Source organism: Pseudomonas sp. SR18, assembly GCF_023701505.1.
Taxonomy (GTDB): domain Bacteria; phylum Pseudomonadota; class Gammaproteobacteria; order Pseudomonadales; family Pseudomonadaceae; genus Aquipseudomonas; species Aquipseudomonas cyclaminis.
The window spans coordinates 549,652-573,624 of record NZ_JAMQAU010000001.1 but is presented as its reverse complement, the minus strand read 5'-3'; the positions used below and the strand labels follow the sequence as shown (position 1 = coordinate 573,624).

General features: G+C 60.9%; 16 protein-coding genes. 10 read left to right on the top strand and 6 right to left on the bottom strand.

What is annotated here, in order from left to right:
• Positions 1-295: 295 nt before the first annotated feature.
• The 5 genes from NDJ82_RS02680 (at position 296) to NDJ82_RS02660 (ending at position 6,502) form a co-directional block, all read left to right on the top strand.
• Positions 296-2,122, top strand: a complete 1,827-nt coding sequence (locus NDJ82_RS02680) for a long-chain-acyl-CoA synthetase (protein WP_250924897.1) — start codon at positions 296-298, stop codon at positions 2,120-2,122.
• Positions 2,123-2,217: 95 nt separating this feature from the next.
• Positions 2,218-2,733, top strand: a complete 516-nt coding sequence (locus NDJ82_RS02675) for an ankyrin repeat domain-containing protein (RefSeq protein ID WP_112196335.1) — start codon at positions 2,218-2,220, stop codon at positions 2,731-2,733.
• A gap of 41 nt (positions 2,734-2,774) precedes the next feature.
• A complete protein-coding gene (locus NDJ82_RS02670) occupies positions 2,775-3,305 on the top strand; it encodes a hypothetical protein (RefSeq protein WP_191946554.1) in 531 nt (176 codons plus the stop codon).
• A 67-nt stretch (positions 3,306-3,372) separates the two neighbouring features.
• Entirely contained in the window at positions 3,373-3,564 is a 192-nt protein-coding gene (locus NDJ82_RS02665; protein ID WP_003172956.1) for a PLDc N-terminal domain-containing protein, read from the top strand.
• 850 nt (positions 3,565-4,414) lie between these two features.
• A complete protein-coding gene (locus tag NDJ82_RS02660) occupies positions 4,415-6,502 on the top strand; it encodes an LTA synthase family protein (RefSeq protein WP_099586350.1) in 2,088 nt (695 codons plus the stop codon).
• 52 nt (positions 6,503-6,554) lie between these two features.
• Here the strand turns inward: NDJ82_RS02660 and NDJ82_RS02655 are convergent, their stop codons facing one another.
• A complete protein-coding gene (locus NDJ82_RS02655; RefSeq protein WP_015885095.1) occupies positions 6,555-6,707 on the bottom strand; it encodes a DUF3309 family protein in 153 nt (50 codons plus the stop codon).
• A 330-nt stretch (positions 6,708-7,037) separates the two neighbouring features.
• Between NDJ82_RS02655 and NDJ82_RS02650 the strand changes: the two genes are divergently transcribed.
• Together NDJ82_RS02650 and NDJ82_RS02645 are read left to right on the top strand one after the other, a co-directional pair.
• On the top strand, positions 7,038-7,853 hold the full coding sequence (locus NDJ82_RS02650; protein WP_099586349.1) for an SDR family oxidoreductase: 816 nt from the start codon (positions 7,038-7,040) through the stop codon (positions 7,851-7,853).
• Positions 7,854-7,980: 127 nt separating this feature from the next.
• Complete coding sequence (locus tag NDJ82_RS02645) at positions 7,981-8,178, top strand: carbon storage regulator (RefSeq protein WP_099586348.1); 198 nt, start codon at positions 7,981-7,983, stop codon at positions 8,176-8,178.
• A 5-nt stretch (positions 8,179-8,183) separates the two neighbouring features.
• Here NDJ82_RS02645 and NDJ82_RS02640 read toward each other — a convergent pair whose 3' ends face one another.
• The 4 genes from NDJ82_RS02640 to NDJ82_RS02625 form a co-directional block, all read right to left on the bottom strand.
• Positions 8,184-8,411 carry a YheU family protein gene (locus tag NDJ82_RS02640; RefSeq protein WP_003192759.1) on the bottom strand — a complete coding sequence of 76 codons (228 nt, stop codon included), beginning with the start codon at positions 8,409-8,411 and terminating at the stop codon, positions 8,184-8,186.
• Positions 8,412-8,470: 59 nt separating this feature from the next.
• Positions 8,471-9,655: an osmoprotectant NAGGN system M42 family peptidase gene (locus NDJ82_RS02635; protein ID WP_099586347.1), complete on the bottom strand. Its 1,185-nt coding sequence runs from the start codon at positions 9,653-9,655 to the stop codon at positions 8,471-8,473.
• A 221-nt stretch (positions 9,656-9,876) separates the two neighbouring features.
• Complete coding sequence (gene ngg, locus NDJ82_RS02630; protein WP_099586346.1) at positions 9,877-11,625, bottom strand: N-acetylglutaminylglutamine synthetase; 1,749 nt, start codon at positions 11,623-11,625, stop codon at positions 9,877-9,879.
• 3 nt (positions 11,626-11,628) lie between these two features.
• Positions 11,629-13,401 (bottom strand): N-acetylglutaminylglutamine amidotransferase, encoded by a 1,773-nt coding sequence (locus NDJ82_RS02625; RefSeq protein WP_099586345.1) that lies wholly within the window; start codon positions 13,399-13,401, stop codon positions 11,629-11,631.
• Between the two features lie 240 nt (positions 13,402-13,641).
• Between NDJ82_RS02625 and NDJ82_RS02620 the strand changes: the two genes are divergently transcribed.
• Positions 13,642-18,477, top strand: coding sequence for an NEL-type E3 ubiquitin ligase domain-containing protein (locus tag NDJ82_RS02620; protein WP_250924896.1), 4,836 nt, complete (start codon positions 13,642-13,644; stop codon positions 18,475-18,477).
• Between the two features lie 10 nt (positions 18,478-18,487).
• Here the strand turns inward: NDJ82_RS02620 and mnmC are convergent, their stop codons facing one another.
• Positions 18,488-20,485 (bottom strand): bifunctional tRNA (5-methylaminomethyl-2-thiouridine)(34)-methyltransferase MnmC2/FAD-dependent 5-carboxymethylaminomethyl-2-thiouridine(34) oxidoreductase MnmC1, encoded by a 1,998-nt coding sequence (mnmC, locus tag NDJ82_RS02615; RefSeq protein WP_158878641.1) that lies wholly within the window; start codon positions 20,483-20,485, stop codon positions 18,488-18,490.
• Positions 20,486-20,626: 141 nt separating this feature from the next.
• Here mnmC and pap point away from each other — a divergent pair, with 141 nt between their 5' ends.
• Entirely contained in the window at positions 20,627-22,141 is a 1,515-nt protein-coding gene (pap, locus tag NDJ82_RS02610) for a polyphosphate:AMP phosphotransferase (protein WP_158878642.1), read from the top strand.
• Between the two features lie 457 nt (positions 22,142-22,598).
• Entirely contained in the window at positions 22,599-23,783 is a 1,185-nt protein-coding gene (locus tag NDJ82_RS02605; protein ID WP_250924895.1) for a thiolase family protein, read from the top strand.
• Positions 23,784-23,973: the final 190 nt, after the last annotated feature.

The following is a 23,973-nucleotide window of genomic DNA, read 5'->3' as shown; positions in this document are numbered from 1 at the left end:
TTATAAAAATATAAAATTTTCGGTTTCGTGCAATTTGCATGAATGGCCATCATGCATCCTGCATTTTGCGCTACTCGGGACGGTCGAATCGGCGCCCCGTTATTTATGAAGACTGCCTTTGCGCCGCTAAATTCCGTTATTCCGCTGTCGTCGGTCGGGATACAAAACTTTTCAAATCCCGCGTGTACAGTCGAAGAAGGGCTGACGTATTTTCCTGCAATGCATTCGGCCTCCCTCTTACGGAGGTATGGATGCGTTGGGATCATACGAACAATAAGAAAAAGGATGTTCCGCCATGAGCCACCCGCACAACGACATGATCACCTGGGGCAAGTTGCTGCGTAAGGTGCCCTCCATTGTTCGTGCCCTGCCACGCGTCGTGCGTGGCATGCGTGCCGCCAATGTCACCGACCCCGCGCAGCCTTGCGGGTTGGGGTGGCACTTTGAGCAAGCTACCCTGCGCAATCCCGATGGCAATGCGTTGCTGTACGGCGACCGGGCGCTCAGCTATACCGAAGCCAACCAGCGTGCCAATCGTATCGCCCATCACCTGCATGCCCAGGGCATTGGCAAAGGCGACGTAGTGGCGTTGTTTGTCGAAAATCGCCCCGAATTACTCTTGAACGTGCTGGCCGTGGCCAAGCTGGGGGGCGTCTGCGCGATGCTCAATACTGCGCAAACCCAAGCGGCCCTGGTGCACAGCCTGAACCTGGTGAGCCCGGTAGCCATTATTGTCGGTGCGGAACTGGTGGCGTCCTATCAAGACGTGCGTGATCAGGTCGCGATCACGGCTGATCGAACTTGGTTCGTCGCCGACCAGCCGTCCAGCGAGGTGCCGGACGGTTACATCGACCTGATGGCGGCCAGTGCCGGGTGCTCGGTGCAGAACCCGGCCAGCACCGCGCAGATCTTCTTCAATGACCCGTGCTTTTATATCTACACGTCAGGCACCACCGGCCTGCCCAAGGCCGGGATCATGAAACATGGTCGCTGGACCAAGACTGCCGTCAGCTTCGGCGGCATCGCCTTGGACATGGGCCCGGATGACGTCCTCTATTGCACCTTGCCGCTGTACCACGCCACCGGATTATGTGTGTGTTGGGGCTCTGCGATTGTCGGCGCGTCGGGCTTTGCCATCCGCCGCAAGTTCAGCGCCAGCCAGTTCTGGGATGACGCGCGTAAGTTCAAGGCAACCACCCTCGGTTACGTCGGCGAGTTGTGCCGTTACCTGCTTGACCAGCCGCCCGGCGAGAACGACCGTGACAATCGCGTCACCAAGATGGTCGGCAACGGCCTGCGCCCTGGCGTGTGGGCGCAGTTCAAGACGCGCTACGGCGTCGAGCATATCTGCGAGTTGTACGCGGCCAGCGACGGCAATATCGGCTTTACCAACGTCTTGAATTTCGACAACACCATTGGCTTTTGCCTGCAGCATTGGGCCCTCGTCGACTACGACCACGAAGGCGGCGAGCCGCTGCGTGGCAGCGATGGCTTCATGCATAAAGTGCCCACGGGCGGGCAGGGCCTGTTGTTGGCACGAATCGATGAAAAATCCCCCTTCGACGGCTACACCGACCCGGAAAAGAACCGCAAGGTCGTGCTCACCGACGTGTTTGAAAAGGGCGACCGCTACTTCAATACCGGCGACTTGTTGCGCAGCATTGGCTTCGGCCATGCGCAATTTGTCGATCGCCTGGGGGACACCTACCGCTGGAAAGGTGAAAACGTCTCCACCACCGAAGTCGAGAACGTCCTGCTGCAACACCCGCAGATCGCCGAAGTGGTGGCTTATGGCGTCGAGATCGAAAACACCAACGGCCGTGCGGGCATGGTCGCCATCACCCCGAGCGAATCCCTGGCCGCGCTGGATATGCGCGAACTGCTGCAGTTCGCCCACGGCCAATTGCCGGCCTATGCGGTGCCGCTGTTCCTGCGGATCAAGGTCAAGATGGAAACCACCGGCACCTTCAAGTACCAGAAGGTCAAGCTCAAGGAGGAGGCCTTTGATCCGGGCAAGTCGGGCAATGACCCGGTGTATGCCTGGCTGCCGGGTTCGGACTGCTACGTGCCGGTCACCGGGCAATTGCTGGCGCAGATCCAGGGCGGTCAATTCCGCTATTGATTGTGCCTATCGGGGCTTTTGACAAAAAAACCATGACAGGTGGGAACTCCCTCGCGACACTTGGCGCCCTATAAGCACCAGATAAGGAGCCCCACATGTCCGACCAGCCGAAACAAATGACCGAAGATGAAGCCGCTGAATTTGCCGAGCAAGTCTTCGACGTTGCCCGCCGCGGTGACGCGGCCATGCTTGCCGCGCTGCTGGCCAAAGGCTTGCCAGCCAATTTCCGCAATCACAATGGCGACACCCTGCTGATGCTCTCGGCCTACCACGGCCACGCCGAGGCGGTAAAAGTCCTGCTGGAGTTCAAGGCCGACCCGCTGATCGCCAATGACAAGAACCAACTGCCGATTGCCGGTGCCGCCTTCAAAGGCAACCTGCCGGTGGTCAAGGCGCTGATCGAAGGCGGTACGCCGGTAGACGCCGCGTCCTCTGATGGCCGCACCGCGCTGATGATGGCGGCCATGTTCAACCGCGTCGACATGGTTGACTACCTGCTGGGCCAGGGCGCCAACCCCAAGGCCACGGATGCCCAAGGCGCAACCGCGTTGGCAGCCGCCCAGACCATGGGCGCAGTGGATACGGCGGCGCAGTTGCAGAAACTGGTGTAGGCTTTGCGCCCTCAAAAACCAGCCCGCTACAGGATCGCCCCATGAAAACCAGCCTCGTCGAACTCATCAGCAAAATCAGCGCCGGGGTCATGGGCGACGACGAGGTCGCGAAGATCGCCGATGAGGCTGCCCAAGCCTACGCGGATCCTGCTGCATTTCTGGCCGCCAACCCGGACATCAACTACGACGACAGCTTCCCGATTCCGTTGGGGGAGTGGGTGGTGGTGGGCAGCCTGCCGGAGACCGTGCTGTTCCAGGCCGACACGTACGGTGAGCTGTTTGCGCAGATCGTCGCCTCGTTCGGCCCGGGCGTTGCGTTCAACCTCAAGCCCAAGCAATTGGCCAAGACCGAAAGCCTCACTGCCCTGAACCGCATTCAGATCCAGATGAGTGCCCTGAGCCCGGAAGATGGCGGCTATGTGCTGCTTGATTTCAGCCAGCCGCTGGATGATGAGATCCAGGCTGTATTGGTGTTCGGCAACGACCTGCCACGGGTGCTGGAGCTGTGTGGCGAAGTCGGCATCAAGGCCGAGCCATCCCTGGAAGCGCTGAAGGTGGCAATCCACGTCTGAAATAAAACGGAACCCCGGCCAGGGCTGACTATCCTACAAGGGCATGCCCTCACTTAGGAGCGACACCATGGGTTCCACTTTTAATGGCTTGATTGGGTTGATCATCCTCGCGCTGGATATCTGGGCGATCATCAACGTGTTCAAAAGTGGCGCAAGCACGGGCGCCAAGGTGTTGTGGATCCTGTTGATCCTGCTGCTGCCTGTACTGGGCCTGATTATCTGGGCGATTGCCGGGCCACGGGGCAACGTGCGGATCTGATCGCCTCACTCTACCCGGAGTAGGCACTATCCAGTGTGGCAGGGGGCTTGCCCCCGATGGCCATAGGTATCTACACAACTTTGGCGTGGCCCTGAACCTGTGGTGAAGGGGCTTGCTCCCGTGACAACCTGATAGCCGACGCGTATCTAATTGATGCCCCGCGATTTAAATGTGGGAGGGGGCTTGCCCCCGATGGCGGCTTGACAGCCGACCAGGATGTTGGATCTGACCGAGTACATATCCGTTTCTGCGGTAACGGCTACTTAGGGTTACGCCCTTACGGCGTGTCACTTTTGTAAAGGCACAAAAGTAACCAAAAGGCCTTCGCCCCAACACTCGGCACCTCGCTTAGGCTCGGTGTGCCCGAACACAGGCTTGAATCCGTGGGCCGCCGCCACGCGCCATCCATGGCGCAGGGCGGCTAACCCGGCGTCCTGCCGGGTTACCCACGGATTCAAGCCTGCGTTCGGCCAGCGTGTTTGACGGGGCGCCTGAGATCAAGATCAAAAGCCAGAGCAACAGCAACAGCGTAAGAGCAAGCAGTTGTGTAGCTACCTATGCCCCGATAGCGGTGTATCAGCCACTCATCTGGCACTGACACACCGCTATCGGGGGCAAGCCCTCTCCCACATTTGGTTTTAGGGCGCCCGCGACATTTGTGTATCGAAATATTCGCTGCACACAATTTTCACAACTCATCCAAGACAATTCCCCGGCTTTTTCTGCCTGCCATTAAAGGCGCTGCAGCGGCGCACGTTCAGTAATTAATAGCCTTGCTGTGACTGATCGGGCACCATTCGCGCCACTGCGATATTTCGTCACTTAAACTTCCAATGGGTCCTGAAACGACATGGCAAACCCGGACGCCCTGAGTCAGCAGCGAGCTTCTAATCGCCTGCTGCAACCGACCGTCAAATCCCATCTGGCGTACACGCTGCTCTGCGCACTGGTCATGATGGTGATGTTCTCCCTGCTGCGCCTGGCGCTGCTGGTCTACAACCGCGAGATGATCCTCGACACACCGGCTTCGACTTTCCTGGAAGCGTTCGCCAACGGTCTGCGTCTTGACCTGCGCCTGGTGGTGTACCTGCTGATCCCGCTGCTGCTGGCACTGTTCAGCGTACGGGCCATGGCAGCGCGGGGCTTCTTCCGTTTCTGGTTGACCATCGCGTCCAGCATCGCCCTGTTCCTGGGCTTGATGGAGATGGACTTCTACCGCGAGTTCCACCAGCGCCTCAACGGCCTGGTCTTCCAGTATGTGAAGGAAGACCCGAAAACCGTGATGAGCATGCTCTGGTACGGTTTCCCGGTGGTGCGCTACCTGCTGGCCTGGGCCGTGGGCACGCTGATCCTGAGCATCGCCTTCAAAGGCGCCGACCGCGCCACGCGCCCACGCGGCCCGTTCAGCGGTGGCAGCATTGGCACGCGCCAGGTGGCGCCGTGGTACAACCGCATCGCGGTGTTCGTGGTCTGCCTGCTGATCGCCGTGGTTGCCGCTCGTGGCACCCTGCGCCAGGGCCCGCCGCTGCGTTGGGGTGACGTGTACACCACCGACTCGAACTTCGCCAACCAGTTGGGCCTCAATGGCACCTTGTCGCTGATCGCGGCGGCCAAGGCCCGGTTCGGTGAAGACCGTGCCAATATCTGGAAGGCCACCCTGGATCAGCCGCTGGCGACTCAGACCGTGCGCGACATGCTGGTACTGCCCCAAGAGAAACTGGTGGATACCGACACCGCCGCCGTGCGCCGTGACTACATGCCACCGGCCGAGAAGACCCTGCCGATCAAGAACGTCGTGGTCATCCTGATGGAAAGCTTCGCCGGTCACTCGGTGGGTGCATTGGGTCGTCCGGGCAATATCACGCCATCCTTCGACAAACTGTCCAAGGAAGGCCTGCTGTTCGACCGCTTCTTCTCCAACGGCACCCATACCCACCAGGGTATGTTCGCCACCATGGCCTGCTTCCCGAACCTGCCGGGTTTTGAATACCTGATGCAGACGCCGGAAGGCAGCCACAAGCTGTCTGGCCTGCCGCAGTTGCTCAGCGCGCGTGATTTCAACGACGTGTATGTCTACAACGGCGACTTCGCCTGGGACAACCAGTCGGGCTTCTTCAGCAATCAGGGCATGACCAACTTCATCGGCCGTAACGACTTCGTCGACCCGGTGTTCTCCGACCCGACGTGGGGCGTGTCCGACCAGGACATGTTCAACCGTGGCCTGCAGGAGTTGAAAGCCCGCGAAGGTGGCAAGCCTTTCTACGCACTGCTGCAAACCCTGTCCAACCACACGCCGTACGCGTTGCCAACCCCATTGCCGGTTGAGAAAGTCACTGACCGTGGCAGCCTCAACGAGCATTTGACGGCCATGCGCTACTCCGACTGGGCCCTGGGCCAGTTCTTTGAAAAGGCCCGCAAGGAGCCGTACTTCAAGGAAACTCTGTTTGTGATCGTGGGCGACCACGGCTTTGGCAACGAACAGCAGATCACCGAGATGGACCTGGGCCGCTTCAACGTGCCGATGCTGATGATCGCACCGGGCATGCAGGAGAAGTTCGGCGAGCGTGACCACACCGTGGGCACTCAGATCGACATTGTGCCGACCATCATGGGCCGCCTCGGTGGCGACACCCTGCACCAGTGCTGGGGCCGTGACTTGCTGAACCTGCCGGAAGGCGATAAAGGCTTCGGCGTGATCAAGCCTTCGGGCAGCGACCAGACCGTGGCCTTGGTTACCGCAGACCGCATCCTCGTGCTGCCCAAGGAGATGCCACCGAAATTGTGGCAATACGAACTGGGCGCCAACCCGACCGGTAAGGTGATTGCTGAATCGCCGGACGAGGCCGCGCTGAAGCAGAAACTTGAATCGTTCCTGCAGACGGCCACCAAAAGCCTGTTGGATAACACCGCCGGCGTAATTGACGGCAAGCCGGACTAACTAACCGGCAATAAAAAAGAGGCCTTTTCAGGCCTCTTTTTTTATGCGGTTTTTATATCCGGCCGAGCAACAACAAGACCAGCAGGACAACCAGCACGACACCCAGGATACCCGACGGGCCATAGCCCCAGTTGCGCGAATGCGGGAACACTGGCAGACCACCGACCAGCAGCAGGATCAGGATGATAATTAGAATGAGGCTCATGGTTTTATTTCCTTATAGGCCTTGTGCAAGGACTGATGATTAAACATTAGGACCGCAGGTTTAATTACGGGCGCCTTAACAACTCCGACTGCTGCGCGTCGCAGAAAATTCCGTGTTTTTTTAAAGCATTTTGCAAACGTGCTTATTTCTTTTAATACGCTCGCGACTACCCCGTCCTAGTTGAAAAAGATTGAACTTAGGCTATAGGCAGGCATCCGACCCGGCCCACGGTTTGCCTGGGGCATTCAGCAGTCTGATGGTGAGTGGGTGGGGGAAAAACCTTCGCTACACTGCCGATCACTTCTTCTGTGAACCACAAGGCTACTTCCTATGCAAAATCGCATGATGATCACTGGCGCCGGGTCCGGTCTGGGTCGTGAAATCGCTCTGCGCTGGGCCCGCGAGGGTTGGCAGTTGGCCTTGTCGGATGTCAGCGAGCCGGGCTTGCAGGAAACCCTCAAACTCGTACGTGAGGCCGGGGGCGATGGCTTTATCCAGCGTTGCGACGTGCGCGACTACAGTCAGCTCACCGCGTTCGCCCAGGCGTGCGAGGTGAAGCTGGGCGGCATTGATGTGATCGTCAACAATGCCGGCGTCGCCTCAGGCGGCTTCTTCGCAGAATTGTCCCTGGAGGATTGGGACTGGCAGATCGCGATCAACCTGATGGGCGTGGTCAAGGGCTGCAAGGCGTTCCTGCCACTGCTGGAAAAGAGCAAGGGCCGCATCATCAACATCGCTTCCATGGCGGCGCTGATGCAAGGGCCGGCCATGAGCAACTACAACGTGGCCAAGGCCGGTGTGGTGGCGCTGTCGGAAAGCCTGCTGGTCGAGCTCAAGCAACAGGAAGTCGGCGTGCATGTGGTGTGCCCGTCGTTCTTCCAGACCAACCTGCTGGACTCGTTCCGTGGGCCGACGCCGGCGATGAAGGCCCAGGTGGGCAAGTTACTGGAGAGTTCGCCGATCTCGGCGGCGGATATCGCTGATTACATCTATCAACGCGTGGCTGAAGGGGAATTCATGATCCTGCCCCACGAGCAGGGCCGCATGGCGTGGGCGCTAAAGCAGAAAAACCCGCAGTTGCTCTACAACGAAATGACCACCATGGCCGACAAGATGCGCGCCAAGGCGCAGGCAGTGAAGGGCTGATTCAGTGTTGGTCTGTCAGGCAATTTACCTGCGTTTGTAGGTGTTGCCTGATTTGGCTGCCAGCCATTGAAGCCACTCCAGTCATCGCGCATGGTCGGGGTCCTGTCACTCCAAAAGGACAACCGCCATGCTGGTCTTAAGCCGCGCTGTAGGCGAAATCATCTCCATCGGGGATCACATCACCTTGCACGTCCTCGAACTGAACGGTACCCAGGTGAAATTCGGCATTGTCGCGCCAGCGGGAATCAATGTGCACCGCGCCGAGGTGCATCGCAAAATCCTCGAACGCCAAGCCACTCAACCCCAACCTGCTACCAACCCTTGACCCCCTCAATCGAACAGATGCTTGGGCACATCGTGCTTGAGCATCAACTGGCATTGCTCGCTTTCCGGGTCGAACACAATCAGCGCCTGGCCCTTGGTCAGCGCCTGGCGCACGCGCAGTACGCGGGTTTCCAGGGGCGTGTCGTCGCCATTGTCGGTGCCGTCGCGGGTGACGAAGTCTTCGATCAGGCGTGTCAGGGTGTCGACTTCAAGTGCATCGTAGGGAATCAGCATACAAGCCTCAGGGGTTAAGTCCCGGCGATGCTACTGCGCCGGGACGCTGGTTGCCAGTATCAGGACTTCTGACCCACCAGACTGTCCACCGACGGCACGCGGGTGTCGCTCTCCATCTGCGTCTCATGCTCCAACTGATGACTGAACCGATCCAGTGAACCCTGGGCCGGTTGCGCATCACTGGCGAACACCGGCGGGCTGAGGATGTACGCGCCCAACAGGCGACTCAGAGCGGCCAGGCTGTCGATATGGGTGCGCTCGTATCCGTGGGTCGCGTCGCAACCAAACGCCAGCAGCGCCGTGCGGATATCGTGGCCAGCGGTCACTGCCGAGTGCGCATCGCTGAAGTAATAACGAAACAGATCGCGGCGTACCGGCAGGTCGTTTTCCGATGCCAGGCGCAGCAGGTGGCGGGACAGATGATAGTCATACGGCCCGCCGGAATCCTGCATTGCCACGCTGACCGCATGCTCGCTGGAGTGCTGGCCGGGGGCGACCGGCGCAATGTCGATGCCGACAAACTCACTCACATCCCACGGCAGGGCGGCGGCTGCACCGCTGCCGGTTTCCTCGGTGATGGTGAACAACGGATGGCAATCGATCAGCAACGGTTCGCCGCTGTCGACGATGGCTTTGAGCGCGGCGAGCAGGGCGGCGACGCCGGCTTTGTCGTCCAGGTGACGGGCGCTGATATGCCCGCTCTCGGTGAACTCGGGCAGCGGGTCAAAGGCCACGTAGTCGCCCACGCTGATGCCGAGGGAATCGCAATCGGCGCGAGTCGCGCAGTAGGCGTCCAGGCGCAGTTCTACGTGGTCCCAGCTCACCGGCATTTCGTCCACGGCGGTGTTGAACGCATGCCCGGACGCCATCAACGGCAATACGCTGCCGCGAATCACGCCGTTGTCGGTGAACAGGCTGACGCGGCTGCCTTCGGCAAAGCGGCTGGACCAGCAGCCCACGGGCGCCAGGGTCAGGCGGCCGTTGTCTTTGATCGCGCGCACGGCGGCGCCGATGGTGTCCAGGTGCGCAGAGACAGCGCGGTCGGGGCTGTTCTTCTGCCCCTTGAGGGTGGCGCGAATGGTGCCGCGCCGGGTCATTTCAAATGGGATGCCCAGTTCTTCCAGGCGCTCGGCGACATAGCGCACGATGGTGTCGGTAAACCCGGTGGGGCTGGGAATGGCGAGCATTTCCAGCAGCACTTTTTGCAGGTAGTTGAGATCCGGTTCGGGGATGGTTCGGCTCATGGAAACTCCTGATGAAATAAGGGCAATTCTTTGGCCTGTGTGGCTTTTGTGGCGAAGGGGCTTGTTGTGGTGAGCGGGCTTGCCCCGCGCTGGGCTGCGAAGCAGCCCTAAAACCTGGCAATGAGTTTTGACTGAAAGAGCGCGGTGCCTGGGCTAGGGGCTGCTTCGCAGCCCAGCGCGGGGCAAGCCCGCTCACCACAAAAAGCCCGCTCACCACAAGGTTATTGGGCCGTCGGCTGGCTATGGGGGAATAACAGATCCACAAACTTTTCCGCAGTCGGCTGCGGCTCATGGTTGGCCAAGCCGGCCCGTTCATTGGCTTCGATAAACACGTACTCGGGTTGGTCGGCGGCGGGCACCATCAGGTCCAGGCCCACCATGGGAATATCCAGGGCGCGGGCGGCCCGCACGGCGGCGTCCTTGAGGGTCGGGTGCAGGATCGCAGTCACGTCTTCCAGGCAACCGCCAGTGTGCAGGTTGGCGGTGCGGCGCACGGCCAGGGTTTTACCGGGGGGCAGGATGCTGTTGTAGTCGTAGCCGGCGGCGGCCAGGGTGCGTTCGGTTTCGGCGTCCAGCGGGATTTTGCTTTCGCCGTCCGTAGCCGCCTGGCGGCGTCGGCTCTGGGCTTCGATCAACGCACCAATGGAGTGATGGCCGTCACCAATCACTTCAGCGGGACGGCGGATCGCGGCGGCGACCACTTCGAAGCCGATCACCAGAATGCGCAGGTCCAGGCCTTCGTGGAAGCTTTCCAGCAGCACGCGGCTGTCGAATTGGCGCGCCGCTTCGATGGCCTGTTGCACCTCTTCGATGCTGTGCAGGTCCACCGCCACGCCCTGGCCTTGTTCGCCATCCAGCGGCTTGACCACGATGCGCTGATGTTCGTCGAGGAACTCCAGGTTGTCATCGGCGCTGCCCGCCAGTTGCTGCGACGGCAATTGTAGACCGGCGGCCTTGAGCACCTTGTGGGTCAGGCTCTTGTCCTGGCACAGGGTCATGCTGATGGCGCTGGTCAGGTCGCTCAATGACTCACGGCAGCGCACACGGCGCCCGCCGTGGCTGAGGGTGAACAGGCCCGCGTCGGCATCGTCCACCTGCACATCGATGCCACGACGATGGGCTTCTTCGACAATGATCCGCGCATAGGGATTGAACCCTGCCTGCGGGCCGGGGCCGAGAAACAGCGGTTGGTTGATGCCGTTCTTGCGCTTGATCGCAAATGTGGTCAACGCCCGAAAACCGAGCTTGGCGTAGAGGCTTTTGGCCTGACGGTTGTCGTGCAGCACCGACAGGTCCAGGTAGCTCAGGCCCCGGCTCATAAAGTGCTCCACCAAGTGGCGCACCAGCACTTCGCCGACGCCGGGCCGCGTGCATTGCGGGTCGACCGCCAGGCACCACAGGCTGCAACCGTTCTCCGGATCGTGAAAGGCTTTCTGGTGATTGAGGCCCATGACGCTGCCGATCACCGCGCCGCTGTCTTCATCCTCCGCCAGCCAGTACACCGGGCCACCTTGATGGCGCGGCGTGAGGCGCTCGGCGTCGACGGGCAACATGCCGCGTCCCTGATACAGCTGGTTCACGGCCAGCCAGTCAGCTTCGGTTTGCACCCGGCGGATACGAAAGCCGCGAAATACCCGCGTAGCCGGGCGGTAGTCGGTAAACCACAGGCGCAGGGTGTCGGACGGATCGAGGAACAACTGCTGCGGGTCGATCCCGAGAATCTGCTGGGGCGCGGCCACATACAGGGCGATGTCGCGCTCACCGGGCTGCTCGTGGAGCAACGCCTGCGCCAAGCTTGCTGGATCAGGAAAGGTATGCCCGATCAACAACCGGCCCCAGCCGCAATGCACCGCAATCGGTTCGGCGGCCAGGGGGCTGCCATCTTCGGCCAGTCGGGCTTGCAGGCGCTCGTAGGTCGGCGCCTGGCCCTTGAGCAAGCGTTGGCTATAAGCCGCTGCGTGGGGTTTCATCAATCAGATTCCTTGTTCGCTGAGCCACAGGTTCAGCGCCGCCAATTGCCACAGCTTGGAGCCGCGCAACGGGGTCAATTGGCCTTGAGGGTCGGTCAGCAGGCGATCAAGCATGGCCGGGTTGAACAGGCCACGATCCTGGCTCGGGTCCAGCAACAGTTCACGCACCCAGTTCAAGGTGTCGCCTTGCAAATGCTTGAGGCCGGGCACCGGGAAGTAGCCTTTCTTGCGGTCGATGACTTCGCTCGGGATCACGCGGCGCGCCGCTTCCTTGAGTACCTGCTTGCCACCGTCGGGCAACTTGAACTGGCCTGGCACGCGGGCCGAGAGTTCCACCAGGCGGTAGTCGAGGAACGGCGTGCGCGCTTCCAGGCCCCAGGCCATGGTCATGTTGTCGACGCGCTTGACCGGGTCGTCCACCAGCATCACGGTGCTGTCCAGGCGCAAGGCCTTGTCCACCGCTGCATCGGCGCCGGGCATCGCAAAATGCTCGCGCACGAAGTCGCCAGCGGCGTCATTGGCGGTCAGCCACTTGGGCGCGACGGTGGCGGCGTAGTCGTCGTAGCTGCGGTCGAAAAACGCCTCGCGGTACGCCGCATACGGATCGCTGGCGCCATCGACGTGCGGGTACCAGTGGTAACCGGCGAACAGCTCATCGGCGCCCTGGCCGCTTTGCACCACTTTGCAATGCTTGGCCACTTCCCGCGACAGCAGGTAGAAGGCGATGCAGTCGTGGCTGACCATCGGTTCGCTCATGGCGCGGAACGCGGCCGGGAGTTGTTCGATGATCTCGCTTTCGGCGATGCGCAGTTGGTGGTGACGGGTGCCGTAATGCCTGGCGATCAGGTCCGAGTACTGGAACTCATTGCCCGCTTCGCCGCCGGCGTCTTCAAAACCGATGGAAAAGGTCGATAGATCCTGTACGCCGACTTCCCGCAGCAGGCCGACGAGCATGCTCGAATCGACGCCGCCGGAAAGCAGCACGCCCACATCCACCGCCGCCCGTTGGCGGATCGCCACGGCGTCGCGGGTACTGTCGAGCACGCGGTCGGTCCAGTCTTGCAGGGTGAGGTTTTTTTCGTCCTCACGCGGGCCGTAGGGCAGGGTCCACCAGGTTTTCTGTTCAGTCTTGCCGTCGGCGTCGATGCGCATCCAGGTCGCTGGCGGCAGTTTTTCGATCCCCGCCAGCAGGGTGCGCGGCGCAGGCACCACAGCATGGAAGTTCAGGTAGTGATTGAGCGCCACCGGATCGAGGATCGGGTTGATATCGCCGCCCTTGAGCAGCGCCGGCAAGCTTGAGGCAAAGCGCAGGCGCTGGCCGGTGCGCGACAGATACAGAGGCTTCACGCCCAGGCGGTCACGGGCGATGAACAGGCGCTTGGCGTCGCGTTCCCAGATGGCGAAGGCAAACATGCCATTGAGCTTGGGCAGCAGCGCTTCGCCCCAGGCGTGGTAGCCCTTGAGCAGCACTTCGGTGTCGCCGCCGGAATAGAAGGCGTAGCCCAGGGCTTCAAGCTCTTCACGCAGTTCCGGGAAGTTGTAGATCGCACCGTTGAAGGCCAGGGACAGGCCCAATTGGGCGTCGACCATCGGTTGGGCGGAGCCGTCCGACAGGTCCATGATTTTCAGGCGTCGATGGCCCAGGGCAATCGGCCCTTGAGCCTGGAAACCCCACGCGTCAGGTCCGCGTGGCGCCAGGTGATGGGTGATTCGCTCCACGGCTGCCAGGTCGGCAGGTTGGTGATCGAAACGCAGTTCTCCAGCTAATCCGCACATAAAGTCCTTACCGGTTTTTCCGTTGGGGAGGGAAGAAGTACCAAGCGCCAAAACGGCGGGTACCCAGAAACTGACCGGGGTGGATGCGCGGAGTTTTAGATCAATCTGTTATAAGGCAGATGGCCGCAGCCCTTGAAAGGCCTCGGAGCAAGCGTACAACCAGCGGCTTTTTATACCGCCTTTGGCCGTGATACCGGACCTATTGTTCGAGCCCATTCGACTCAATAAGGACCCCTGCTGATGACACAGCAACACTCACTGGCGCAAGTCACCCACCCGTTGACGCAGGACCAACTGCTCGGCGCGCTGTTGGAAATAACCGGCGACCTGGATAAAGCCATGGTGCTCCAGGCAACGCTGCCGCCTTGGCTGATCAAAGCCAAACCTGAGGTTTTGAAAGCCCTGGAAGACGATTATCGCGATAGTCAGTTCCCACGCGAGCGTGCTTTGCGGCTGCTGAAGCAGATCAAACCGCTCGACGAATTTTGCCGCGAAAAGCTCAAGGCGTATTTAGCGGCCAAGGGCCTTGGCTCTTTGGACCTCGACCATGATCTGCTGGAAATTCCCTGGCGCACCATCAGCGGCATAAGTCCTTTGTTGGGCGGCATGCTTATCGAGACGCAGACCTTGGAGCACCACAGCCTGCTGCAGGCGGCCATGCAAAACTTTCCCGCATCCCGCGCCGAACCTGATGGTCTGCCGCAAGGAACCGTGATCCGCCAGGGTGCCAAAGGGGAGGTGCTGGCAAGTCCCAAGGCCCATGAGTTCATTGGTTATTGCCGGGAGCTGGATGTGGGCGAAGCCTACCAGGCGCATTTGCGTGAGCACTTCAACCTGCCGGGCCCCGATGAAGCGCCCATGGAGACTTTGCGAGGTTACAACCCGGCTGTCTCCGATATTGGCCAATCGCGCTGCAGTGATATGAAAGTTGATTTGCACATCGCCTGCGCCAAGGGCGACATCGCGGAATCGACGTACGGTCTGTTACTCAAGGCCGTCAACACCGGCCTGGCAGCCAGTCAACTCAACGAACTGTTGTTCAATGGGCGGCCGCTGGTATGGCATGGCCTGAAAATTCGTGGCGCGTGTGTATGGAGTGTGTTGGTGTTTTGCGGTAACTCACAGACCGACTTTGTCCACGGTCCGTTGGTGGTGTACATGCCCAAAGATCCGCTGCGTCCTCTTTTCGAGTACTCGACGCTGCACGATTTCAGCACCTACTTGACCTCCAGACTCGAAGTCGCCAGCTATCGCAGCGCATTCGCCGCTTATTTGGATGAGTCCGAACGGCTTAGTTTTTTTGAGCAGTTCGATAAAGACAAAAACCTGGATCAAATGGATCCCTTGCCGGTGCTCACCAGCCTGACCACATTCTTTTTCAACAGTTGTGTCGGAAAACTGCAGTTGGATGCCAGGGAGCTGGCAGTACCGGTTGCGGACGTCGACGAAGACGCGCGTAAGCAGCGTCTGCAGCGCTACCTGAATATCGGTTTGACGCTGTTGAATGTCGCCGGGCTGGTGGTGCCGGCGTTGGGGCAGTTGATGATGGGCGTGGCCGTTGGCGAGTTGTTGGGTGAGGTGTTTGAGGGCGTGGAAGACTGGAAACATCGCGACAACGCCCACGCCCTTGAGCACCTGATTAACGTGGCGCAAAGCATCGCGTCCATGGCGCTGTTCGCCACTGGGGTCCAAGTGGTAGGCGGGGTGGCCAGGCGGGTACTCAGCAGGGCACCCGATTTTTTTGAAGGCGTGGAGGCTGTCAGTCCGTCGGATGACGCGGTGCGCTTGTGGCGTAGAAGCAGTACGCCGTATCGACAGCCGTTGACGCTGGAAGGCAAGGTTGCCAGCCCAAAAGGGGTGTATCAGGCCAATGGCCAGTCATACGTCAAGATCGATGGCGGCGTTTACTCGATTGCCTACGATGAGCGGATCGGTCGTTGGCGAGCCCGTCACCCGAAACGCGACACTGCCTACCGACCCTCGTTGCAGCACAACGGCCAGGGCGGGTGGCAGTTTGCGTTCGAACGCCCTGAAGAATGGGATAACCCCAACTATATCTTGCAGCGATTGGACCCCAGCCTGGCCTCGTTGCCAGAGGGGCACCTGCAGGATATTGCCGCCATCACCGACATGACCCTGGCGCGCTTGCAACAACTGGCGAGGCAGAACCGCCCGCTGTCCGAGCGATTTCATGAATGCGCGTTGCGCTTTGAATACAACCAGGAGGTGCGTGATCTGCGCTGGCAAATGGAACACGATGCGCCGCTTGATCCCACTACCGCAAAGGTCCAGATGATGGCCTTGCCCTTTATGGAGGGATGGCCCAAAGGGCGCTTTTTCGAGGTACTGGACCCTGAAGGGTATGTGCTTGAGCGTCACCCCGATACGGCGCCGTTTGACTATGAAGACTTGAGTATCCACCTCACCGAGCAACAACTGAAGGAAGGCGAGGTGATGTCAACCACGCTGGCCGCGCTTGATCACGAGGAGAAGGCGCTGTTGCTGGGGGGAGCTGTTGAGTCCGGCGCGGAGCACGGCGTGCTCAAGCAACGATTGATGGCATCGCTGCAGCAACGCCATCGACAGGTCTATGAGGCGCTTTACCAAAACGGCGATGTTATCGATCAGACCGATCATGGGTTGCTCAAGGGCCATTACCCGCAGTTGCCTCTGGGCGTGTCAAGGGAGGTTGTAGGTCAGGCATCGGCCGCCAATCGCTGGCGGTTGCGCCAGACCGGGCGGGTGCCTCTGCGGCTGGCTCAGCAGGCGCGCGAGGCCCTGGATACATTGGTCGAGGACCAAGCGCTGATCGGCTTGTACCTGCCGGAGTTGGCTAACGATGCGACACGCCGCATGGTGCTCGGCTTGGCCCCTGGCCTTGAGGGGTGGCCGGCTGACCTGAGGCTGCAATTGCGCGACGGGTCGCCCACAGGACGGCTGCTGGGCCAGGTCGGCAGCGATACGGCCACGGCATCGCGTACCCTGGTCAAAGTGGGCGCAGACTTCCAGGCGTTCGATGAGACGGGGGCGCCGCTGGGGATACGTAGCAATGGGCGTGAGGGGCTGTATCAGGCCCTCGTCGATGCGTTGCTCCCTGTTGATTTGGCCGGTATGGACGTGCAGAGCGCGAGTCAGTTGCGTTATCGGATAACCGAGCAGGCGCAGAAGCAGCGAAGGCAACTCTCGCGTTTCGTCTGGCCCGAACGTGCCGAGCCCAAGGAAATGCCAGCATCCTGTATTCAGTCCTGGCCTGGGGAGCCGGCCCGGTTTCCCAGGGGCCTGGTGCGCAAGGTGCGCAAACTCTACCCGTCGTTCAACGATCAGCGCATCGCGACATTCCTCCAAGCGCTGGGAACCGATCACTTGTCTCGCGCCAGAGCGGTCAAGGCGCTTAAAGAACAGTTTGAGCAATTGCGTCGAGCATTGGGCCGGTGGGCCAGGGAAAGGGTTGCGTCGACGCCGGCGGGTTATACGTCGGCGGACTATCGACTCAGTCGCCTGCAAGCGGTGCAGGCAATCGAGAGCAGTTGGCAGCACGCCTCGTTGCTGCCCGATGAGTTGGGGGAAAAGGTGCCCGGCCTGATGCTTGATGGCATGGCCTTGGGCTCGCTGCCGACCTTGCCGCCAGGGGTCAACTTTGATCATGTCCAGCGCTTGTCGTTGAATCATATGGGGCTTGATGATGATGTGGCGTACTTCCTCAAGCACTTCAAGCAATTGCGCACGCTGGAACTCTCCGACAATCAGCTCACGCGGCTGCCTGAGGTGCTGTCGCGGATGCCGGAACTCAAGCGTGTGTACCTGGACAGCAATCGCTTGCAACTGACGGAGCACACCCGTGTAAAACTGGCCGGCCTGACTGGCCTTACATTGCTCAATCTGAACAACAACCCTCTGATAGATCCGCCTGCGATCAGCAAAATGTTTGATCTGCGCACCCTGGCGTTGCGAAATTGCCGGTTGAGAAACGTGCCCGTCGGCTTGTTGCGCCTGCCCTATCTGGAGCATGTCGATCTTCGTGAAAATGATCTGCTTGAGCTGCCGGATTGGCTGTTCAGCGCGCCACGCACGCGCGCCGAGGTGATTAATCTGCGCCATAACCCGCTGGGCCTGCGCAGTCGTCAATTGTTGCGCAACTATCGCAACAACGTAGGCGTGGGCATGGGGTTCCTGGAGGACGACATTGCCCGCCTGAACGAGCAGAAAGCCCGGGAGTTGTGGCTGGCGGATGAGTGGCTTGCCCACTACTCCCAACGGAGCACGACGTGGTCAGGGCTGCGGGATGAACCGGGATCTGATGGTCTGTTCAAGCTGCTGGCGGAGTTGGGGGGGACGGCGGACTCCACCCATGTGCGTGAGGACCTTGAACACCGGGTCTGGCGGGTACTGGAGGCTGCGAGTGCCCACGCGGAGTTGCGTGAGGAGGTGTTTGAGCGCGCAGCGACACCTTTGAATTGCGACGATGCTGCCGCCACGAGCTTCAGTAACCTGGAGGTATTGGTCGAAATTCACGAGGCGGCGCAACAGGTCGAAGGCGGCCACGTGACGGCCCAGTCACTGTTGAGGCTGGGTCGAGGTCTGTTCCGTCTGGACCGGTTGGAGCGCATGGCGCAAACCCACAGTACGGAGCATCCCACTGCCGATCCGTTGGAAGTCAGCCTGGCGTACCGAACGGGGCTGGTCGACAAATTCTATTTGCCGGGGCAACCCCGGCACATGCGCTTTTCCCGTTTGGCCGGGGTTTCGCAAGCGGCGCTGAACACCGCCGAACTTAAAGTCAAAGCGGATGAATTGTCTCCCAGGCTTATAAAGTTTTTGATGGAATTACCGTTTTGGACGCGTTATTTGAAACGCACCTCCAGCGCTTCCTTCGACGCCTTGAATGAGCCGTTTGACCAGCGCATGCAAACGGTCTTCGACCAGAGCCTGACCCTTGACGACGTTGATTACCGTGATCAGATGAACGAAATACTGCGCGAACAAGGGCTGGCGGAAAAAGCCGAAATTGAGCGCTTGACCCTCGAAGCGCTGAAGCTCGATGAAACGCCCCAGGTGTGTGCGCTCCCCATTGGTTAAGGATGCCTGATCAACCTTGCTCGGGTTTGGCCGCGTTGCTTCGAATCAACGACCGCACGGCGAATCGATTGGGGTGACAGGCCTCGGCCACGCTTCGCGGCAGGGGCAGGGGCTCGTTATCCAGCCAGGCCGCCAAGAGTTCGCCCGACAGCGGCGCGGTGATCAGCCCACGGGAGCCGTGGCCGCTGTTGACGTAAAGGCCTTGCAGCCACGGGCAAGGCGTCTGCGGCACATGGCGCGCGTCTTTGCGCAGCGCGTCAAAGGTGTGAGCAAAGGCTGGGTGATCCGCCAACGGACCGACAATCGGCAAGTAGTCCGGGCTGGTGCAGCGGAATGCGGCGCGACCGTCCAGCGTCTCCGGGGCGAGCGTGTCAGCGTGCAGGCGTTGCGTCAGGTCGGTGGAGATCTCCTGCAGCAGGGCCAGGTTGCTGGCGTGTTCGGCGGGCGTCGGGGCCAGGTCATCGCTCTTGAAGTCGAAGCTGGCTCCGAGGGTATGTTCCCCCAGGCGTGCGGGTGCCACATAGCCTTCGGCACACACCACCGTGGCCAGCGCGGCGCTGGCGGCGGTTTGCGGCAAGCGGGTGATCTGCCCACGGATGCGCTTGAGCGGCAGCTCGGCGCAGGCGGCAAAGCGCTTGACCTCCGTAGCGCCGGCGAGCACCACCACCGGCGCGCTGGCCAGCAGCGTCTGGCCTTCCCAGGCCTGCCAGTGTCCGTCGACTTTGCGCAGTTCAAGCACCTCGTGGTGGGCCAGCACTTGAACCCCCGGTTGCTGCGCCTGCCACTGGCAGAGCGCCGGCGGATGAACCCAGCCACCCTCGGGGAAAAACATCCCGCCCGTGGCCAAGGTAACGCCGGCCTGAATCTGGGCCTGGTCTTTATCCAGCAGATGCAACAGTTCCGGCGCGAACGCCTGGGCCAGCTGCGCCTGGCGCTCGGCCTCCTTGGCATTGAAGGCCAGTTGCAGCACGCCGCAGCCGTCCCACTCCACACCGCGTTGCAAGTGTTGCAGCAGGCGCCGGGTGTGGCCGAACCCGCTGACAATCATCTGCGACAAGGCCGTGCCATGGGCCGACAGCTTGAGATAGAGCACGCCCTGCGGATTGCCGGAAGCCTCCTGAGCGAGCCCTGCGTGACGTTCCAGCAGGCTGACCTGCCAACCCCGCGCCGCGAGGCTGGCGGCACTGGCGCAACCGGCCAGCCCGCCGCCGATGACCAAGGCGCGGCGCTCGCCCGTGTGCACGGGCGGGCGGGCAAACCAGGGCTTGAGGGCGGCGGGAGGTGGCACGTCGTCCGGCCAGCCGAGGAACTCCCCGCGCAGCACTTCCCATTTGTGGCCGATGCCGGGGGTGCGTTTCATCTTGAAGCCGGCGGCATTGATCAGACGCCGGACCCAGCCGGTGCTGGTGAACGTGCTGATGGTTGAACCGGGTGCCGCCAGCCGGGCAAGCTCAGCGAACAGCTCGGCGGTCCACATGTCGGGGTTTTTCGCCGGGGCGAAACCGTCGAGAAACCACGCGTCGACCTGGGCATCCAGCTGCGGCAATTGCTCCAGGGCGTCGCCGATCAACAGGGTCAGGGTGACGCGCCCGCTGTCCAGCACCAGGCGCTGGAAACCTTGATGAATCGCGATGTACTGCGCCAGCAGTGGCTCGGCCAGGGCCTTGAGCTGCGGCCACAGGGACAAGGCGCGGGTCAGGTCGGCGGGGCTGAGGGGGTATTTTTCAACGCTGACAAAATGCAGCCGGGCGCTGGCCGGTGCGTGCTCATTGAACAACTGCCACGCGCAGAGGAAATTCAACCCGGTGCCGAAGCCGGTCTCGCCGATCACAAAGCACGCGCCCTCGGGCAGGTCGGCAAAACGCGCCTGCAGACGGTTCTGTTCGAGAAACACGTAGCGGGTTTCTTCCAGGCCCGACTTGTCGGAGAAGTACACATCGTCGAAGACCCGCGAGTGCGGGCGGCCTTGGTCATCCCAGTCGAGCTGGGCGTGGGATACGGGGTTCATGGGCGGCTCGAAGAAGACAAGGCGGCCATTCTAGCTGATCAACCGCCATTGAATTGACCCATGGCAAGCGCGTGTGCAATTTCCTCCCGCGTGTTGCGGCCCAATCCGCTAGTCTTGAGCCATCTTGAAACGGAGCTGCCCATGTTCGAATCCGCCGAAATCGGTCACGCCATCGACAAAGACACCTATGAGGCCGAAGTGCCGGCCCTGCGCGAGGCCTTGCTGGAAGTGCAGTACGAGCTGCAACAGCAGAAACGCTTCCCGGTGATCATCCTGATCAACGGCGTGGAAGGCGCGGGCAAGGGCGAGACCGTCAAGTTGCTCAATGAATGGATGGACCCGCGCCTGATCGAAGTGCGCACCTTCGACCAGCAGACCGACGAAGAACTGGCCCGACCACCTGCCTGGCGCTACTGGCGCCAGCTGCCGGCCAAGGGGCGCATGGGCATCTTCTTCGGCAACTGGTACAGCCAGATGCTGCAAGGCCGCGTGCACGGGCAGATCAAGGACGCACGGCTCGACCAGGCCATCGCCGGCGCCGAGCGCCTGGAGAAAATGCTCTGTGACGAAGGTGCGCTGATCTTCAAGTTCTGGTTCCACCTGTCCAAGAAACAGATGAAAGCGCGGCTCAAGGCCCTGGCCGACGACCCGCTGCACAGCTGGCGCATCAGCCCGCTGGACTGGCAGCAGTCCGAGACCTACGACAAGTTTGTGCACTTCGGCGAACGCATTCTGCGCCGTACCAGCCGCGACTATGCGCCTTGGCATGTGATCGAAGGTGTGGACGCGCATTACCGCAGCCTGACCGTGGGCAAGATCCTTCTGGATGGCCTGCAAAATGCGCTCAAGCAGGCCAAAGGCAAGGCCAGCGGGATGAACCCCGCACCCCTGATCCCTTCGGTTGACCAGAAAAACCTGCTGGACAGCCTCGACCTGTCCCTGCGCCTGGACAAGGACGACTACGAAGAACAGCTGATCACCGAGCAGGCACGGTTCTCTGGCCTGATGCGCGACAAACGCATGCGCAAGCACGCGTTGATCAGCGTCTTCGAAGGCAATGATGCAGCGGGCAAGGGCGGTGCGATCCGTCGGGTGGCCGCGGCGCTGGACCCGCGCCAGTACCACATCGTGCCGATAGCTGCGCCCACTGAAGACGAACGCGCCCAGCCTTACCTGTGGCGGTTCTGGCAGAAGATCCCGGCGCGCGGCATGTTCACCGTGTTCGACCGCTCCTGGTACGGCCGCGTGCTGGTGGAACGCGTCGAAGGCTTTTGCAGCACGGCAGACTGGATGCGGGCCTATGGCGAGATCAATGACTTCGAAGAGCAACTGCGCGATGCGGGGGTGATCGTGGTCAAGTTCTGGCTCGCCATTGATAAGGACACCCAGCTGGAGCGTTTCCAGGCCCGCGAGGAAATCCCGTTCAAACGCTTCAAAATCACCGAAGACGACTGGCGCAACCGCGACAAATGGGACGACTACCGTGCTGCGGTGGGCGATATGGTGGACCGTACCAGCACCGAAATCTCGGCCTGGACCCTGGTGGAGGCCAATGACAAGCGCTGGGCGCGGGTCAAGGTGCTGCGCACGATCAACCGGGCGTTGGAGGAGGCGTTCGACAAAACCGACAAGCACGATAAGAAGAAAAAGAAATAAGATTTTTGTAGTGAGCAGGCTTGCCCTGCGCCGGGGCGCGAAGCGGCCCCAACACTGCCGATCAGTTTTGTCTGAAAAAACGCGTCGATTGGATTGGGGCCGCTTCGCGCCCCAGCGCAGGGCAAGCCTGCTCACCACAGGGATCAGGTTCACCACAGGGATCAGGTTCACCACAGGGATCAGGTTCACCACAGGGATCAGGTTAATCAGAGGGATCAGGTTAATCAGAGGGACCTGGTTCATCAGAGGGATCAGGTTCACCACAGGGAGCAGGTTAATCAGAGGGACCAAGTTCGCCAGAGATATCAGGTTCACCACAACGAGCCGGTTCCCCCCAATAGCCCTATCGCCTCGCCCGGCCATGGTTTTGTATATGCCGGATGAATGATCATCGCGGCTGTGGGGGCCTGCATCTATTCTCGATCCATACCCCATAACCACAAGATCGAGGTAGCCCATGCGTGAAGTAGTCATCGTCGACAGCGTACGAACCGGCCTGGCCAAGTCCTTTCGCGGCAAGTTCAACCAGACCCGCCCGGATGACATGGCGGCCCATTGCGTCAATGCGCTGCTGACCCGCAACGGCATCGACCCGGCCACGGTGGAAGACTGCATCGTCGGTGCCGGCTCCAACGAGGGCGCACAGGGCTACAACATCGGGCGCAACGTGGCGGTGCTGTCGCAGTTGGGCACTGGCACGGCGGGCATGACCCTCAACCGATTCTGCTCGTCGGGCTTGCAGGCGATTGCCATCGCGGCCAACCAGATTGCGTCGGGGTGCAGCGACATCATTGTCGCCGGTGGCGTGGAGTCCATCAGCCTGACCATGAAAAGCGTCAACACCGACAACCTGATCAACCCGCTGCTGAAAGAGCAGGTGCCGGGCATTTACTTCCCCATGGGCCAGACCGCCGAAATCGTCGCGCGCCGCTACAACGTCAGCCGTGAAGAGCAGGATCAATACGCCCTGCAAAGCCAGCAACGCACGGCCCAAGCCCAGGCTGATGGCCTATTTGACGATGAAATCGTGCCCATGGCGGTCAAGTACAAAGTCGAGGACAAGAACACCGGCGCGGTGCAGATTCTCGACGGCGTGGTCGAGCGCGACGACTGCAACCGCCCCGACACCACCCTGGTCAGCCTGCAGGGTCTCAAGCCAGTGTTTGCCGAGGACGGTTCGGTGACCGCAGGCAACTCGTCGCAACTGTCCGACGGCGCGTCGATGACCCTGGTGATGAGCCTGGAAAAAGCCCTGGAACTGGGCCTCAAGCCCAAGGCGTTTTTCAGAGGTTTTACCGTGGCCGGCTGTGAGCCGGACGAGATGGGTATCGGCCCGGTGTTCTCGGTGCCCAAGCTGCTCAAGGCGCGTGGTTTGCAAGTGGCGGATATTGATCTGTGGGAACTCAACGAAGCGTTCGCTTCCCAGTGCCTGTATGCGCGCAATCGCCTGGAAATCGACAATGCCAAGTACAACGTCAACGGGGGCTCGATCTCCATTGGCCACCCTTTCGGCATGACCGGCTCGCGGCAAGTCGGGCATCTGGTGCGTGAGCTGCAGCGACGCAACCTGCGTTACGGCATCGTCACCATGTGCGTGGGCGGCGGCATGGGGGCGACGGGTTTGTTCGAAGCCGTTCGCTAGTCGTCGAGGGTTCCTGGCGCATCGATACAGAGGGGGAGCGTGCTCCCTCTCTGCGCATCTACTGTTCAGTAATAACAAGGCACCACTTTTTTAACTCGGTAGTTAGTGTTGGCCCGTCTCTGCGGTTATTTTTAGTGTATGTAGTCTATTTCTTAAAGATATCTCGCACGCTGAGGCTTTGATATGGGTC